At 30.5% G+C, this 17181-nt stretch carries 16 protein-coding genes; 10 read left to right on the forward strand and 6 right to left on the reverse strand.

Annotated features, from left to right (window positions below; genetic code table 11):
- Positions 1–183: 183 nt before the first annotated feature.
- Both LGK95_RS07570 and mltG read right to left on the reverse strand, forming a co-directional pair.
- On the reverse strand, positions 184–1533 hold the full coding sequence (locus tag LGK95_RS07570) for a citrate/2-methylcitrate synthase (RefSeq protein ID WP_226123785.1): 1350 nt from the start codon (positions 1531–1533) through the stop codon (positions 184–186).
- A 275-nt stretch (positions 1534–1808) separates the two neighbouring features.
- Positions 1809–2591 carry an endolytic transglycosylase MltG gene (gene mltG, locus LGK95_RS07575; protein WP_226123787.1) on the reverse strand — a complete coding sequence of 261 codons (783 nt, stop codon included), beginning with the start codon at positions 2589–2591 and terminating at the stop codon, positions 1809–1811.
- Between the two features lie 489 nt (positions 2592–3080).
- Here mltG and LGK95_RS07580 point away from each other — a divergent pair, with 489 nt between their 5' ends.
- Entirely contained in the window at positions 3081–3716 is a 636-nt protein-coding gene (locus LGK95_RS07580; protein WP_226123789.1) for a flavodoxin family protein, read from the forward strand.
- 47 nt (positions 3717–3763) lie between these two features.
- On the opposite strand, the gene LGK95_RS07585 is transcribed toward LGK95_RS07580, so the two are convergent.
- On the reverse strand, positions 3764–6064 hold the full coding sequence (locus tag LGK95_RS07585; protein ID WP_226123791.1) for a diguanylate cyclase: 2301 nt from the start codon (positions 6062–6064) through the stop codon (positions 3764–3766).
- Positions 6065–6306: 242 nt separating this feature from the next.
- Between LGK95_RS07585 and yidA the strand changes: the two genes are divergently transcribed.
- Positions 6307–7140 carry a sugar-phosphatase gene (gene yidA, locus LGK95_RS07590; RefSeq protein WP_226123793.1) on the forward strand — a complete coding sequence of 278 codons (834 nt, stop codon included), beginning with the start codon at positions 6307–6309 and terminating at the stop codon, positions 7138–7140.
- 85 nt (positions 7141–7225) lie between these two features.
- Here the strand turns inward: yidA and LGK95_RS07595 are convergent, their stop codons facing one another.
- Complete coding sequence (locus tag LGK95_RS07595; protein WP_226123795.1) at positions 7226–7609, reverse strand: hypothetical protein; 384 nt, start codon at positions 7607–7609, stop codon at positions 7226–7228.
- Between the two features lie 254 nt (positions 7610–7863).
- Between LGK95_RS07595 and LGK95_RS07600 the strand changes: the two genes are divergently transcribed.
- The gene (locus tag LGK95_RS07600; RefSeq protein WP_226123797.1) at positions 7864–8838 is read left to right on the forward strand and encodes an N-acetylmuramoyl-L-alanine amidase family protein; all 975 of its coding nucleotides are present in this window, start codon (positions 7864–7866) and stop codon (positions 8836–8838) included.
- A 417-nt stretch (positions 8839–9255) separates the two neighbouring features.
- On the opposite strand, the gene LGK95_RS07605 is transcribed toward LGK95_RS07600, so the two are convergent.
- Both LGK95_RS07605 and LGK95_RS07610 read right to left on the reverse strand, forming a co-directional pair.
- Positions 9256–9858, reverse strand: a complete 603-nt coding sequence (locus LGK95_RS07605) for a class D sortase (protein WP_226123799.1) — start codon at positions 9856–9858, stop codon at positions 9256–9258.
- A complete protein-coding gene (locus LGK95_RS07610; protein ID WP_226123801.1) occupies positions 9851–11242 on the reverse strand; it encodes a hypothetical protein in 1392 nt (463 codons plus the stop codon). The genes LGK95_RS07605 and LGK95_RS07610 overlap by 8 nt, the downstream gene beginning before the upstream one ends.
- Positions 11243–11538: 296 nt before the next feature.
- Here LGK95_RS07610 and LGK95_RS07615 point away from each other — a divergent pair, with 296 nt between their 5' ends.
- The 7 genes from LGK95_RS07615 (at position 11539) to LGK95_RS07645 (ending at position 16876) form a co-directional block, all read left to right on the forward strand.
- Positions 11539–12402, forward strand: coding sequence for a methionyl aminopeptidase (locus LGK95_RS07615; RefSeq protein WP_226123803.1), 864 nt, complete (start codon positions 11539–11541; stop codon positions 12400–12402).
- Positions 12403–12643: 241 nt separating this feature from the next.
- The gene (locus LGK95_RS07620) at positions 12644–13015 is read left to right on the forward strand and encodes a GntR family transcriptional regulator (protein ID WP_226123805.1); all 372 of its coding nucleotides are present in this window, start codon (positions 12644–12646) and stop codon (positions 13013–13015) included.
- A 32-nt stretch (positions 13016–13047) separates the two neighbouring features.
- Positions 13048–13938, forward strand: coding sequence for an ABC transporter ATP-binding protein (locus tag LGK95_RS07625; protein WP_226123806.1), 891 nt, complete (start codon positions 13048–13050; stop codon positions 13936–13938).
- Positions 13931–14983: an ABC transporter permease subunit gene (locus tag LGK95_RS07630; RefSeq protein WP_226123807.1), complete on the forward strand. Its 1053-nt coding sequence runs from the start codon at positions 13931–13933 to the stop codon at positions 14981–14983. Before LGK95_RS07625 ends, LGK95_RS07630 begins: the two co-directional genes overlap by 8 nt.
- A gap of 96 nt (positions 14984–15079) precedes the next feature.
- A complete protein-coding gene (locus LGK95_RS07635) occupies positions 15080–15457 on the forward strand; it encodes a hypothetical protein (protein WP_226123808.1) in 378 nt (125 codons plus the stop codon).
- A gap of 128 nt (positions 15458–15585) precedes the next feature.
- Positions 15586–15735, forward strand: a complete 150-nt coding sequence (locus LGK95_RS07640) for a hypothetical protein (protein WP_226123809.1) — start codon at positions 15586–15588, stop codon at positions 15733–15735.
- A gap of 166 nt (positions 15736–15901) precedes the next feature.
- Entirely contained in the window at positions 15902–16876 is a 975-nt protein-coding gene (locus tag LGK95_RS07645) for a sugar-binding transcriptional regulator (RefSeq protein ID WP_226123810.1), read from the forward strand.
- Positions 16877–17181: the final 305 nt, after the last annotated feature.

Below are 17181 nucleotides of genomic sequence, written 5' to 3' on the forward strand. Positions count from 1 at the left end.
AATGTTTGACATAAAAATACTCCTCCTTACAATCTTTGATAATCACTTATCTCAATTATTGCCAAGAAAGAGTACATTATATTCTGTTTACACAAAATTATTTACAGGCCCGCTAGTAATAACAACTCACCAAAAACTCTTCCACAGAGGAATTAGGTGTAGGCCAATGTTACTTTAATATAATTATCTATCACTTAATGGAACGTAAGTTTTACTTCCTGCAACGCATTTATATGCAGGTCTAATAATCTTACCATTGTTTATTATTTCCTCTAGTCTGTGAGCACTCCAGCCAGATATTCTTGCTACAGCAAAGAGAGGAGTGTACATTTCATCTGGTATATCAAGCATTTTATATACAAAGCCTGAGTAGAAGTCTACGTTTGCACTTACACCTTTGTAAATCTTTCGTACTTTGGCAATTACAATAGGCGCTAGTTCTTCTACTTTTGCATAAAGGTCGTATTCATCTTCTAGACCTTTTTCCTTAGCAAGTCTTGCAACATATTTTTTTAGAAGAACGGCTCTTGGGTCTGATATAGAATAAATGGCATGGCCTATTCCGTAGATTAGGCCAGATTTATCAAAGGCCTGTTTAGTAAGTATTTTTGATAAATATTTTTCGATTTCCTCATCATCTTTCCAATTACTAACTTTTTCTTTCATATCTTCAAACATTTGCATAACTTTTATGTTTGCACCACCATGTTTTGGACCTTTTAGAGAACCAAGTGCAGCGGATATTACTGAATAAGTATCGGAACCAGAAGAGGTTATTACATGTGTAACAAAGGTGGAGTTATTACCACCTCCGTGCTCTGCGTGAAGCACTAGAGCAAGGTCGAGTAGCGCCGCCTCGAGTTTAGTGTATTTACTATCATCGCGAAGCATGTACAAAATGTTCTCAGCAGTACTTAAATCGACCCGTGGGCTACGAATAATCAAATTATTATCTTTATGATAATGAGCTAGAGCGTGATAACCATAAACCGCTATGAGTGGGAAACAAGCAATCAATCTCATGCATTGCTCCAAAACATTGCTTGCAGAAGTATCGTCAGCTTTATCGTCTATGCTATAAAGTGCTAATATACTTCTTGCTAGCGAGTTCATTATGTTTTTACTTGGCATTTTTAATATCATATCTCGTACAAAATCGTCAGGAAGATTTCGGTATTTAGAAAGCAAATCTATAAAATTTTTAAGTTCTTCTTTATTAGGAAGATCACCAAAAAGCAATAAATAAGAGGTTTCTTCAAATCCAAATCGATTATCATTAAGGAAGCCATCTACTAGATTTTCAATGCTTATGCCTCTATATTTTAAAGAACCTGCAACGGGAACCATCTCGTCATTTTGAACGATATAAGAATTTACTTGACTAATTTCAGTTAAACCTACAAGCACTCCTCGACCATCAAGATCTCTAAGCCCTCGCTTAACTTGATATTTAAGGTATAGCTCTGGATTTATAAAACTTTTTAACTTTTCAGGAATTATTTGTTCAAACTCTTTTAATTTATTAATATCCATAATATCACACCTCACATTAGTTCTAAATATATGTTCTTATAATTGTTTTTATGATTTTTTATATAAATGTTTTTTATTTTAATTAATGAATTTAATAACGTTACATACTATATTACACTACATTACGTGTTAATACATAAAATGTAGTGAACTTTATATTAATGATAAGGTATCGAAGGTAAAATCTATAAGTATGAAAGTTTAAGGGTATTAGAGAGGGGGTCTTGCTATAAGCTGCGTGAGTATAACATTATATATCCGACTTTCTCTATATTTTACTTGATATATAAAGATACGTTTTTAATATGTTCAGCATAGGTTTTTGAAAATACATGCTCATTAGTTTTACTATTTAGTACATAGAAAAGATAATCAGTAACTGCTGGATGAATAGCAACATTTATTGATTTAATTCCTGGATTGCATATTGGTGATGGGGGTAACCCCTTATTTAAATAGGTATTATAAGGTGATTTTACCGCTAAATCTTTATTGTATAGCTTAATCTTAAACCCAATTATGTATTGAATGGTTGCGTCTATTTGTAGTGGCATTTTTTTATTTAACCTATTGTTAATTACACTTGCTATTTTTGGCCTGTCTATATCTGTTCCTGCTTCTTTTTCTACTAGAGAAGCTGTTATTATAATATTTCTTATATTTAACTTGTTTTTAGTTATGTAACTTTTATTTGGTTCAATATTTGTTTCGAAGGTTTTAAGCATTTTATTTATAATTGTTTTACTTGATGAATCTTTTCGAAAAGTATACGTGGCAGGATATAAGAAGCCATCTAACATGTGTTTATTACTTGGAACTCCTTTTAAGAACCAGTGATTAGTATCATCTGTCCAGTTCTCGACTTGATTTGTGAAATCATTCGCTGTAACTAATCCTGATTTTTGAAGCGTTTGTCCTATTTTTTCATATGTATATCCCTCAGGTATAGTTACTTTTACTACATTATATTTATTATATAATTTATAGCCTAGTTGAACTATTCCATATGATGTTAAAATAAGAACAATTAATATAAGTATTATTTTTTTAAATTTCATAATTATAAGGTTCGTATTCTCCGTAACCGACTGGGCTTACAAGAACCAATTTCAACTCCTTTTATGCAAAATGTATTTTTAGAATATTATATATGTATAAATTACAGATATATTTCTTATATAAAAAATATATCTTATTAAGATATGAATCTCTTTTCTTTGGTTAGTATTATTCAGAGTCATATCAATAGCCGTGTCTTAAATATTGTATCATAAAATTCTAATAATATTTTGAAATATAAGTTATTTTTGCAATAAATATTAAATTAATATCTATAACATGAGATCATTTATTTTATAGGGTTTAAATAAATGAGGGAATTGTACATAGAAATAGAATTGCGTAAGCGTAGATATTACAATAAATCTTACCTATAGGTAAGTCATCTAACTTAAAAGTGCGTACTTGTTTGTAAAATATCGCAGTCTTATAATGGTCACATGTTAGAAAAAAATATCAATTGATAAAAGTAAACGGAGGTATATATTATGAAGGTACTTGCTTTAAACGGAAGTCCTAATAAGAACGGGAACACTTATGAGGCAATAAAAGCTGTTGCTATAGAGCTTGAAAAAGAGAATATAGAGGTAGAGATTATTCATGTAGGAAATAAAGTAATTCGTGGATGTTTAGCCTGTGGTGGATGCAGCAGAAATATGAATGAGCGATGTGTTATCAAAAATGATGAAGTAAATGAATGGATTCAAAAAATGAGTAAAGCTGATGGAATTATTTTGGGTTCACCTGTGCATTATGCAGCAATAGCTGGAACAATGAAATCATTTTTAGATCGTGCATTCCTCGTGACATCTGTAAATGGAGGTATGCTTAGACATAAAGTAGGAGCAAGTGTTGTTGCAGTAAGGCGAGCAGGTGGCGTTCCAGTATTTGATCAACTTAATAATTACATTAATTATTCTGAAATGGCAATGCCTACATCGAACTACTGGAATGTAGTTTTTGGAAATGCACAAGGGGAAGCTACTCAAGATAAAGAAGGAATGCAAATTATGAGTGTTTTAGGCAAAAATATGTCTTGGCTTATGAAACTAGTTGAACTTGGAAAAGATAAAGTAGAAGAGGGAAAAAGCGAAGAAAAAATATTTATGAATTTTATAAGATAAAAAATTATATGGCCATCGTTACTTTCAATCGGAGCGATGGCTATGTTTTATAACTTTTTTGCATCATTACAGTCTAAATCTATTGACATAACCTTGTTTTTACCAAGAGCTTTTGCTCTGTACATAGCTTTGTCCGCTGATATAAATAAAAAGTCTATATCTTGCACAGTAGGAGTAAGTGAAGCAACACCAAGACTTGAGGTAATGGTTATTGAATCTGACTTTCTAACAATTAGGGGGTTATTTTCTATAGCACTCCTCAAATTCTCCCCAATAAGCTCTGCTTCTTTAAAGGATGTGCCAGGTAATAATACAATAAATTCTTCACCACCAAAGCGACCTAGAATATGATTATCACTTAAATTTTCTAAGCAGACTTTAGAAAGACGTTTAAGCACTAGGTCACCTGTATGGTGACCTAAGTTATCATTTATCTTCTTAAAATCATCAATATCAATCATAATGGAGGAAATAGGTTCAAGTGATGCCTTAGCATTATTAAAACTTATATTTGCAAGTTCAATAAAACTACGTCTGTTGTACAAATTAGTTAGAGGGTCTATGCAAGCTAGCTGTTTAGTTCTACCGTGCAATTTAGCATTTTCTACAGCCATTCCTGCATGGAAAGCAAAGGATAAGGCTACGTCACAATGATAGCTACTATAAATGTCTTTTTTTATTGAATCCAACGTTAAGATGCCTATAATCTTGTTTTTAAATATTATAGGTATTCCCATCCAACTTTCGATATTAGTTAAACCTATATAATGAGTAAAACGTGGGTCATTTTTCACATTAGAAACTAATAATGCAGTGTTAGTCTCATATATTTCTTTAAATAACTTATCGTCATCTTTATTAATGCAGATTTTATAAATTTCATCTGTGTTTTTAAAACCATATGCTGCAGTAATGTTAAAGTGGTTGTTTTCTTCCATAAAAAATGAGGCGCTATCATAGGGTACTAATTCTTTCAAACCTTTTAATAATTTATCCAAAACCTCGTCTAAATTTAAAGTGGAATTTAGGAGAAAAGAGGCTTCTCGGAGTTTTTCTGCTAAGAGGTATTGTTCTTTTTCCTTAGATAAATACTCAACTTTTATGCATGCTTTAGATTGCTTCATTGCCAATATAAAAGAATCTAAAAGCATGAAAATAAAAGCTCCTAACAAAGAATAATTATTGATATTTTTTATACCTATATAATGTAGCAATGACATAGAACCTATTATAATAGTAGCAAAGCAACCAATTATAATAATTATGAATCCTTTCTTTTTGATATAGAATGTTTTTAAAATAACAAAAGCAGCATATATAATCATAAACAAAGTAAAGATTTGAAATATGATAAGGAGTTTTGATGCAAGTAGTGGGGAAATAAAAATAGTAGAAACTATAAAAACCGAGCAAAATAATTTGCAGACTTTGTTAATGATTTTTGAGGAGTTTTCTTTAAACACTACACACATATAACCTAGCATAAAATAAGCAGCTGCATAAAAAGTTATATATTCTAGTTTAAAATCAAGGCCATAAGTTAAGTTACTATATAAAGATAAGAAAAAGCTGTTACCAACAAATAAAGCTCTTAAAGATATAATTATGCATAAAGCTCCAATATAGAGCTTATAAGAATCTTCTGTTTTAAAGAAATACAACCACAGGTGGTATAAGCCTGTTATAAGTAAAACCCCAAAGTAAAAGAAATTAAGAGCAATAGAAGCCTCTCTTTTACTCATCATTTGGGACTCTGTTCCTAAATATATTTTGTCTCTAATACCACCATCGCGAAAGTTATGGTTTGACACTTGAAGTACTAAGTTAACCTGTTCACTATTATTCATAAAATAACTGGTTATAGGTACAGATTTAGGGATCTCAGTAGAACTGGTTGTACCAACAACACCATTAGATGAGAAGAGGCTTCCATTCACCCATAATTTATATGAGGATAACATGGAAGGAACACTTATACCTAAAAGAGTATTTTTATATTTTGAATTTAATTTTATATTTAAACTATATGTAGCGTATCCATTAGCATCATAATTTTTATTATATTTATTCCAAGCAGTCGGCATATCTATATAAGAGGGGACATGAGAACTTGTAATAAGGTCGTTTGGAGATAATAGTTGCTTCCAGTAAAATTTCCATTGACCACTAAGGGCAGTATATCCGGTTTTATTAAAGTCCCAATTAGAAAGCTCTAATATGCCGTTTTTAGAATTAATATTTGATGATGTATTGGGAACGGTCAATTTATTTAAGGAAAAAATAATATATAATATAGATGCTAATATAATGATAGATAGAGTTATTATAAATGATTTCCTTTTTATCATTATATTGGAGCCTTCTTTTACATATTATAGTATTATATTACATTAGTATTATAAAAATGTCATTATTTATTTTAAAAATTGTATATATAAACTTTAAAAAATTAATATAACACATAGTTATAATCAAAGTATTTAACATAACAAAATTAATTTAATATTTACAAACCATGAAATCCATTACTTATAAGATACTATGATATACTTAAAGTGTTTTTAAGAAATGTAGTTACATGGAGGTATTAATGTATAAATTAATAGCAATAGATATGGATGGAACATTATTAAATAATGAAAAGAAGATTTCCCAAGCTAATTTTGAAGCAATACAACAAGCAAAAAAAAATGGAGTAAAAGTTGTACTAGCGTCAGGAAGACCATTAGTTGGGTTTGAAAGATATTTAGAAGAGCTTAACCTAATTGGAGAGGATGATTATGCTGTAGCATTTAATGGAGCGCTTGTTCAAAATACTGAAGGCACCAAAACAATATCTAAAACACCATTATCTCTCGAAGATTATAAAAGTTTATATAAGCTTAGTAAAGAGCTAGAAGTGAATATACATGCACTAACTGAGGATTCAGTAATTTCTCCTAAAGATAGCGAATATACAAGGCAGGAGGCATACTGGAACGGTATCCCTAGTATAATAAGCCCTGTGGAAGATGTAGATGAAAGTACCACTATAGTTAAGGTTATGTTTGTGGACAAGCCAGAAATTATAGATGAAGTAATGAAAAGAATTCCTGAAGAAGTAAGTAATAAATATACAGTAGTTAGAAGTGCACCTTTCTACTTAGAGTTTCTTAATAAAGCAGTTAATAAAGGTGCAGGAGTAGCAGCACTTGCAGAAGCGTTGAATATTAAACAAGAAGAGGTTATATGTGTAGGAGATGCAGGTAACGATATTCATATGATTAAGTATGCTGGACTTGGAGTTGCAATGGAAAATGCATTTCCAGAGGTTAAAAAAGTAGCTAACTTTATAACTAAAACAAATGAGCAAGATGGAATAGCATTTATTATTAATAAATTCATTTTGAATTCGAAAGAAGACTTTGCAGAATTTGCAGTATAAAGAAATAAAGAAAAGCTAGTAATAATATAAAATTACTAGCTTTTGTATTTTTTGTAATTTATTATACTTTAATCAATATTACATATTAAATTAATTCGGTCATTTCATCTCTTCTGTTTTGTTGCCTTTCTTCCATATTTTTCAAAGCCAGGGGATCCATATGATCTTTGTTATGTTCTATATATCCTTTCGCAAAAGTATAGTTTTTTTCTAAAGTTTCACTTTGATCAGAATCTCTTTGTCCTCCATTTACAATTTTATCCTCTAAATTTCCAATGTTATCTTCTCTTGCAACTTGTTTTACTATCGCATTGCTTAAATTTTGTGATGACGCAATATCAGCATGCCTTTCTAAATGTCTTTCTGTTCTAGTATGATTTTCAACTATATTTTCTAATGCTTCTATTCTATTAGCTTTTTCTATTTTATAACGGTCTTCATTATTATAAATATTTTTAGTATTAGCCATTAAAAGTCCTCCTCTTTTTAATATTGTAATATTATTATTTTAGGTTTTTTACCTTCTTGAAATACTATGAGATGCTTGGAATATAATATATAAAACATAATTAACACGATATTGTGTATATATTGGATAGTAATGTTAAAAAAAAATTTTTATTATTTTATTAATAATCTGATATAATTACATGTATGTAATAGATTAATGGGAAAATTGGAAATAATAGTTGGAGTTTTAAGATAAAATCTAGGAGGGTCATAATGTCAAAAAATAAAAAAATCATATTAGCTTTTGTGTGTTTAGCTGTTATAGGTGGAGCATTATATAGTACAACCTATTCAATAAAAAAACATGAAAAGTCAGTACAAGCTACAAAGATTAATGAAGAAAATATAAGGGTAAGTAGTGCCGCAAAGGCAAAAGAAGTGGCGGAAGAGGCAGCACTAGCAAAAGTTGCGAAAGCAAAAGAAGTAGCGGATGCAAAAGCAGCGGCAGCATTGAAAGCAAAAACGAAGAAAGAGGAAACTGCAAAAGCACTAGCGGAAAAAACAGCTAAGGTAGACGCAAAATTACAGGTTAAAACCGAGGAAAACAAGAAAAATTCTAATTCTTCTCAAAAGGTTGTTGTTATAGATCCGGGACATGCTAGTGTTACTAGCAGTGTAACAGAGCCACAATCGCCGGGTTCAAGTACAATGAAAGTAAAAGAGCCAGGTGGAGCTCAGGGCATTAATTCAAGAACTCCTGAGTACGTGGTTAACATGGCAGTAGCAGTTAAGTTAAGAAGTTTGCTTCAGGCAAAAGGATATTCTGTAGTAATGACTAAAACTCAGAATAGTCAAATGCTTGGAAATATTGCAAGAGCTGAGGTTGGAAATAAAGCTAATGCAGATTTGGTTATAAGAATTCATGCGGATTCAAATAATAACTCATCTGCAAAAGGTGCATCAATGCTTGTACCTACAGATGCTAAAAATACGGATTCCATATATACTGCAAGTAAAAAATATGGACAAATAGTTTTTAGTAGCCTTGTAAGTGGCGTTGGTATGAATAATAGAGGCGTTGTGGAAAGAGATGATATGACGGGATTTAATTGGTCTAAGGTTCCTGTTATTCTGGTAGAAATGGGTTTCTTATCTAATGTTAACGAGGACAAATTGCTTAATACTGATGATTATCAGGCTAAGATAGCAAAGGGATTGGCAGATGGAATTGATAATGCATTAAAATAAAAATAATCAAATTCTCTTGCGTGCTTTGCAACCGAGCTCAATGAAATATATTTCTCCTGCATGTCTTGCAAATGAGCTCAAAACAGGAAAATTAATTAAGAAATTCTAGTCATTTGCAAATATAAAATTCTCTAACACTCACATTCGGCGTCCTGCCTCAGGTTCGCTAGCTTGCACCTCCTGTGCAAGCTTACGAGAATTTTATATTGGCAAAAGAAGAATTTTTAAATGAAATTTCAATGTTTTTTCGCTTCTTATTGCAAGTCACTCCGGGGAAATATTATAATTCATACGTTAAACAATGTATTATATATGAAAAATTAATTGTCTAGCGCCCACACTCGTTGTTGTAACTCGAGTGTGGGCGCTAGACTGTTTTCTGATAACATTCATTGTATCCTTGATCCAGTACTTAATTTATTTGCTTTTTATTAAAGATGCGGAGACAATATAGCGATCTGGAGCATCACCAATAAAATTGAAAGGATAGCAGGTGGTAAGGGTCAGTATGGCACTTGCGGTAGGTACAATAACTGTTTTGTCATCTTGATGAACAATTCGCGTGCCATTTACTTCATATGTAAATGTACCAGCTGATGTCTTAACAATCAATTTATCTCCTATCTTTAAATTACCGATTTTACTAAAGACAGTATCGCGATGTCCGGATAAAACACAATTATCTTTTTCACCTGGAAGTACGCTTTGTGAAAAGTGACCTATACCTTTCTTCAAATCATTATCACCGGTACCCTGAATGATGGGTAGTTTTTGCTTTAAGGCTGGAATTGTGAGACTTCCAATATTGTCACCATCCACAGGATATACAGAATAAAGGGGTTTGTCTGGTGTAGCTTTAGCGATTGAATTTTGTGTGGGGGTGGCATCCACAGAATAATTAGACTGTGACCATATATTAAATGTAGCCCAAGAAATACATCCTATCCCAAAGACCATAAATGCCAGAAAGAAAGCAGTAACTAATGAAATCTTGCCCCGCAATAGTCTTATTTTATTCATGTTTTTTTCTTCTATTTAAGCCTAAGGCTCCAATAATTGTTATAACAGTACCTATAAGGAGTAAATCATACAATTGCGAGGAGGTCTTCGGAAGCTGACCACCTGTAACAGTATGTTTAACAACTACCGGTTTTACAACTGCAGGTTTTATTACTACCTTACTGATTTTAGGAATATTACCACCCTTTATAGCAGAAGTAATTTCTTTTATTGGCTGTGAGTTTGGGTCATCAAATAAGTTTATAATATTAAATGAATTTGCTGAAGTAAGCATTGGTAAATTAATATTTACTATTCCATTAATATTGCTGTTAGTTACCTCAAAATTTATACCCACACTATAAATACCTGTTGGCATAACTTCACTTGCACTTTCACCAAAAACCTTACTTAATTTAGCCATATCTATATGGAGGTCTATAACACCTTTTGTACTTATTACATATCCATTTTCATCTATTATATATGTAATATCAATTCCTTTACTCCCAAGTATATGTACATCCTTAAGCTTGTCCATTGTTTGATTAAATTGGTCTAAAAATTCTTGTGATTCTAGCGTTGTAAACATTTGTTTCATTTCAACTTTTGTAGAATTAATTTCTTCAGTTGATGCGCCACTATTTTTCATTTCAGTAATGGTTAAATCGCTTATAAGATTTTGCATCTCTTTATTTTTTGCAGTTAAATTAACTACGCTTCTTACTATGTCTTTAAATTTAGCATCATCAATTTTAACTTTATATTCATTACCAACCTTAGTTATAAGATTATAATTTGAGCTTAATTGTGACGAATATTTCTCAATAAGAGTTAAAATAGATTTTTGTAGTTCTTTGTTTTCACTTATCATTTTCCCAAAATCCATACTACTTAGGTCAGTTTGCATCTCTGGCATATTTTTAATCTGCTGCAAATCTAAGAGCATATATTTATTCACATATTGAGGATCCAACATCATCATTTCAAATAGTTGTGGTGATTTTACAATTTCCTTAATTACTGGGGGGTTGCTTGTAAGATTTATATCACTCCATAATTCTCCACTGTACGGGCTTCCACCTACATTTGCTGACATTTTTGCATATTGCCTTAAAATTGATCCATCACTATTACCAGATCTTTTAGTATCAATATTTACTTGTAAGTTGTTTAGAATTTCACTTACCAATCCGAAATCTTGCTGATCTTGATTTGAAAGTCCATCAGCCTTAAAAGTCAGATTTAATTTTCCAGTGCTCTCCATTGAAGTTACCATATTTGTCTTCAATAGGGCATCCGAAAGTGTTTTTGTTTGAGCATTTACTGTATAAGTCGGTAATACAAAAACCAACACAGTTATAGCAATTATAAACGAGCAAACCTTTGATTCGAATTTTGTCATGTCATCTACCCCCATATTATATATATTTACGTTTTACTAAACTATAGCATAATGTAAACAAACAGTAAACAATAAAAATATGGTAAAATTGTGATAACAGTGTGAATTTTTAGTTGGATGTTAATTGACCATTAATATTATAAAAAGGATGTTCTAATGGCCTTATTTTCATTATTAATAAATTAGTACTATAATGAAGGGTGAACAATTAATATAGTATATAGTTCCAAGTATTCAAGATTGCTTGAAAACAAGCATATGTATGCTTTGAATAAGTTTAATTAGGAGGAAATTTTATGGAGAAACTAGAACGAAATGATATTTGTTGGTGTGGCAGTGGTAAAAAATATAAGAAATGTCACTTAGAACAGGATATATTTATAAGAAATATAGAGGAAAAAGTAGGTTATAAAATGCCTAAAAATGCTATGAAAACAGAGCAGCAAATAGATGGTATAAGAAAAAGCTGTATACTGACTCACGACATACTCGATATGGTAGAGCAGAAAATAAAGGTGGGAGTTACTACAGAAGAAATAAATACTTGGGTACATGAATATACAGTGGACCATAATGCATATCCAGCACCATTGGGCTATGGTGGGTTTCCAAAGAGTGTATGCACTTCAATAAACAATGTAATATGTCATGGTATACCAGATGACACAGTTTTAAAAGATGGAGATATAATTAATGTAGATGTGTCTTGTATACTAGATGGCTATTATGGCGATGCAAGTAGAATGTATAAGATAGGGGAAGTGTCTAAAGAGGCATCAGATTTGGTACGTGTATCAAGGGAATGTTTAGAAAAAGGCATAGAACAGGTGAAACCCTACAATACATTTGGAGACATTGGATATGCTATTCAGAATCATGCAGAAAGCCATGGATATTCCGTAGTATATGATTATGGTGGTCATGGTGTTGGGCTAGAGTTTCAGGAAGAACCATTTGTAGCGCATATTGGGAAAAAGGGTGAAGGGATGATAATACTGCCTAATATGATTTTTACTATTGAACCTATGATTAATATAGGAAGTCCAAAAACTAAAGTACTTGAAGATGACTGGACTGCAACTACAATAGATGACTCATTGTCATCTCAGTGGGAACATAGCATACGGGTTACTGATACCGGATACGAAATATTAACATAGATATACTGTTTGTTCTAAATACCACTCATTTATTGGGTGGTATTTTTATTATTATATATGTCAAAGTTGTTTTATAAACTAGTCCAAACTTATGAAATTAATGTTATATTGTTCCTTAATTGGTACTTGACAATATAAGGATTAAGTATTATATTTGTATTGTGATCTACATGATGTAGTACACTTAATACACATAAGGCAAAGAAAGTGAAAATTTTATTATTTGAGAGAAGGTGACCACTTGATAAATATTGATAGCAGAAGCAGCAAACCTATTTATGAACAAATTATTGAAAAAATAAAAGAGAATATAATAAAGGGAATATTTAAGCCAGGAGACAAACTGCCTTCTGTACGCGAACTTGCCTCGTTAATAACAGTCAACCCAAATACAATAGGTAAAGCTTATACGGAGCTTGAGAGAATGAAGGCAATTGAGGTTATAAGAGGGAAAGGTACCTATGTCGTAGAAAATTTTGAACCTATTATGGATGAAGCAAAGATGAGAGAAATAAAAGAAAATATGAAGAGAATAATTATAGAAGCACATTATATAGGTCTTGATAAGGATATGTTAATTGAAATGCTTAATGATATTTATAGTGAATTTTAAACTGATTAAATTAATACAATGGGGGTGCTAGCTTGATAGATATAAAAAATGCGAGCAAAATAATAGATGGTAAATATATCATCAAAAATGTAGATTTACATGTAAATAAGGGCAGTATATTTGGAATAATTGGAGAAAATGGTGCAGGAAAAACTACATTGATAAAATGTTTAACTGGTATTTATAAGGTTGATGAGGGGTCTATATTAATAGATGGAGAAGAGGTTTTTGATAATAATAGAGTAAAGCAAACTATAGGTTACGTATCCGATGAGAACCAATATTTTTCATCATTTAAAGTAGAAGAACTCCTAAAGTTTTACAAGAAAACATATAATGATTTTTCGGATGAAAGATTTAATGAACTTAATAAAAAGTTCAAAATTCCTATCGAGCGAAGAATACGCGAACTTTCTAAAGGAATGAAGATGAGAGTCTCGATTCTTTTAAACTTAAGTATAAAACCTGATATTTTAATACTTGATGAGCCTACATCAGGACTTGATCCTATAATTAAAAAAGAAATAATGTCAATTATTGTAGATGAAGTCGCATCAAGAGATGTAACTGTATTTATTTCATCTCACCACTTGGATCATATAGAGAGAATATGTGATAACGTAGCAATAATTAAAAATGGTGAAATAAAACTTATGAGTTCTATGGAAGAAGCAAAAAATTGTATGAAGAAACTTCAAGTAGTATTTAAAAATAATGATGACTTACGTAAAGAGTTATCTTCTCTAAGTGGAGTAACTAAAGTCGAAACTATTGGAAGAGTCAACTATATAATCACTAAAAGTTATACAAAAGATTTAGAAGAAAAGCTTTATAATATGGGCGCTGACTTTATAGAAATTGTAGATATGAGTCTTGAAGATATGTTTATATATTTCGTAGAAGAGGAGGATAAAAATGAATAAAATTATAAATAAGGCCCTTTTCTATAAGGAATGGATAAATGTAAGATGGGTAACTCTTTTAACTATTATTGTACTTTTATATTTTAAGGTTTATGGGGTTATATCATTATTAAATCAAAATAAAATTAATATTAAACAGGTAGGTACAATATGGACTGATAGATGGTTCAATAATGGACTATATTATGGAGGAAGTTATTATTTTGTAATGGTATGTATTGTAATAATACTTGCAATAATTTTATTTATAGGTGAAAAAACTAGTGAAACACAAGGATTTATAGCTTCTATGCCATTTACAAGGAAAGAAATAATACTTAATAAATGGATAGTTGGAGTGATAAGTTTGATAATAAGCTTTATAGTAACATATATAGTTTTAAGCTTATTTTATTTGGCAAATATAAATACACTTAATACAACGTTAAATCCATATTCTGATATAGTTAAATGGTTTTTCATGGATATATTTCAGTACGTTTTTATTTTTACATTTATGATGATGGCACAGGCTGTTATGGGAAATAGTATAGTGGCCGCAATAGTTGGTGGAATAATTATTTATGTACCATCATTTATATTAATGGTAGTGCAAGATTTAGTTGTAAGACACTATGGGTTTGTTGAACATATATATAAAACCTTTGATAAAATTGCTGGCTGGATAAATATTTATAGTTACAATGTAACCCATCAGGAGTGGTTTAATCAAGAAGCTAATAGTGGAAAGGATATGTATCAAACTTTTTATTATACTAATTATAAATCTAAATTATTAATCTTTTTCATATTGACTTGTATATTTTTATACCTAGCGTATTTAGCTTATAAAAAAAGAAATTTAGAATATAATTTAAGACTAATAGTATTTGGTAATTTAAGGTGTGTATTTATCTGGGGGTTTGCAATTTGTTTAGGGCTTTTGGGTGGATCTATTTTTGGAAGTGAGCACCTAAGAGTATTTGGAATTTGTACTGTTATATTCATAATTATTGGATACTTTATATCAAAACTATTACTTAAGGTATTATCAGCAGGGAAGTAGTTAAAGATATTTAGGGCAAAGGCACTATTTATTTGGGGTAGTGCCTTTAATCTTAAACAAATAAGGTAATGCAAAATTATAGGGGAGTGATTTAAATTGAAAATCAAACCATATAGAGCTTTATTAGGTTTCATGATTATTATAATTTTTATGTCTGCTTGTGGTCAAAAAGAAACAAAAAATAATCTTATTATAGGAAATAAGAGTTCTGAAATTATAAGTAACATCGCCGTTCAAAGAGTAGGTAAAACTGATGTTATGGGTAGCAACTTAAAGCATAATGAGCATTGTTATTTTGATATGGGCGTGCAAGAAAATTGTACATACATTGTGGAATTTGAAGATGCAAACAATAAGAGTATTCATAGCAAAAAAATTACGTCAAATTTTAATGAAAATGATATAGTAAACATAAATATTTTTAAGGATGATAAAGGAAAATGGTCTATTATTTTAGAAAATCAAAATAAATAATAAAAAAATGAAACAAGAGAAGCAATCGCTAAAGTAGATCGGACTTTTTCTGCTTTATACTTTTTTTATAACATGGTTGTCTTGGTTAATTATTATCATAGGTAATAGATATTTTAATGCTCTTTGGTATGATTAGCCTATATTTTGGATACAATGTTAATTGGCTGGGACCAGCTATTGGTTCTTATATTATTTATCTACAGTTCAATGAAGATTTTGGTGAAGGATCTTTTGTTAAGTTTGTCTTTGGTAAAAAACAGATAGAAAAGTGTGGCTGATATTTGGATTATATATGTCAAATGTTATCTTAAAGTTGACTATTCATAAATATTCAAGTGAATTATGTGTTGGGAATGGTTGTATAGAAAAAAAATATGCTTCACAAATGTGCAAGTATGTAATATAATGCATATATCAAAATCGTTTTAGAAAGTAGTGATTAATTTGTCAAAATGGGATGAAACAAGAATTTTGGTTAAAGTGTCACAATTATATTATATAGAGGGCCTGACTCAAAATGAAATATCTAACAAGTTGGGTATTTATAGAACTACTATAAGTAGACTCTTAACGAAGGCTAAAAAGAAGGGTATTGTAAATATCACGATAAAAAGTGAAAACAATGAATGTTTTGAATTAGAAAAGATTATGGAAAAAAGGTTTGGTTTGAAAGAGACATGCGTAGTTCCGTCAGAACCAATGCAATCCTATGATACTAAAGTACAAATGATTGGGTATGCAGCTGCAGAGTACCTAAAAAGAATAGCAAAAGATGGTGATGTTATAGGCTTTGCCTGGGGAACTACTTTAGCTTCACTATCAAGAGAGTTAACAGATTGTAAAACAATATCTGCTAATATTGTTCCACTAGTTGGAGGTTTTAGTGGTATAGATAGTGAAAATCATGTATCAACTATAGTTTCTAAAGTTGCATCAGAATTTAACGTGAAAGGGCATTATCTATATGTTCCTGCCATAACTTCTGATAAGGCTATAAAAGATGCAATAATGCAAGATGACAACTATAAAAATATATCACAACTGTGGAATAAAGTGAATAAGGCTTTTGTAGGAATAGGGTCACCAGGTAAATCATCCAATTTAGTTTGGTCAAGCGAGTACAAGAGTAAAGATATAACAGGCTTAAAAAGTAGTAATGCAGTTGGTGAAATATGTTCAAGGTTCTATGATGTTCAAGGTAATGTAATTTTCAGTGACTTAAATGATAGGACAATTGGTATAGAATTAGATATGTTAAGAAATCTAGAATATTCTATTGCTGTAGCAGAATCACAAGAGAAAGTTCCTTCAATATTGAGTGCACTAAAAGGAAAATTTATAAATGTATTGATTACTACTGAAGACACAGCCAGATTAATTTTGGATCTAGATAATCAAATTAAAAGAGCAGAGTATTAAAAAAAAGAATATAGTAGCCCTCATCTTAAGTGGTGGGGGCTACTATATTCTTTTTTTGATTTATCTATGAATATTTATTAAAAATAAAGCTATTTAATCAAGCATGAGTTGAAGCACAAGAATAATATGTTTGCGCTTCTTGAAAAATATTGTTATAAGCTTTGAAAGAGGAATTAGAAAAGAATTTAGAAAAATAATTTAAAACTAATTTCATAAAAAAAATAAAAATTACTATTGAAAAAAAATCCATTAAGATATATAATAATATCAAGCGACACAAATATCTGCTACATGCACAAATGTGA

Source organism: Clostridium algoriphilum (assembly GCF_020443705.1).
GTDB lineage: Bacteria > Bacillota > Clostridia > Clostridiales > Clostridiaceae > Clostridium_AD > Clostridium_AD algoriphilum.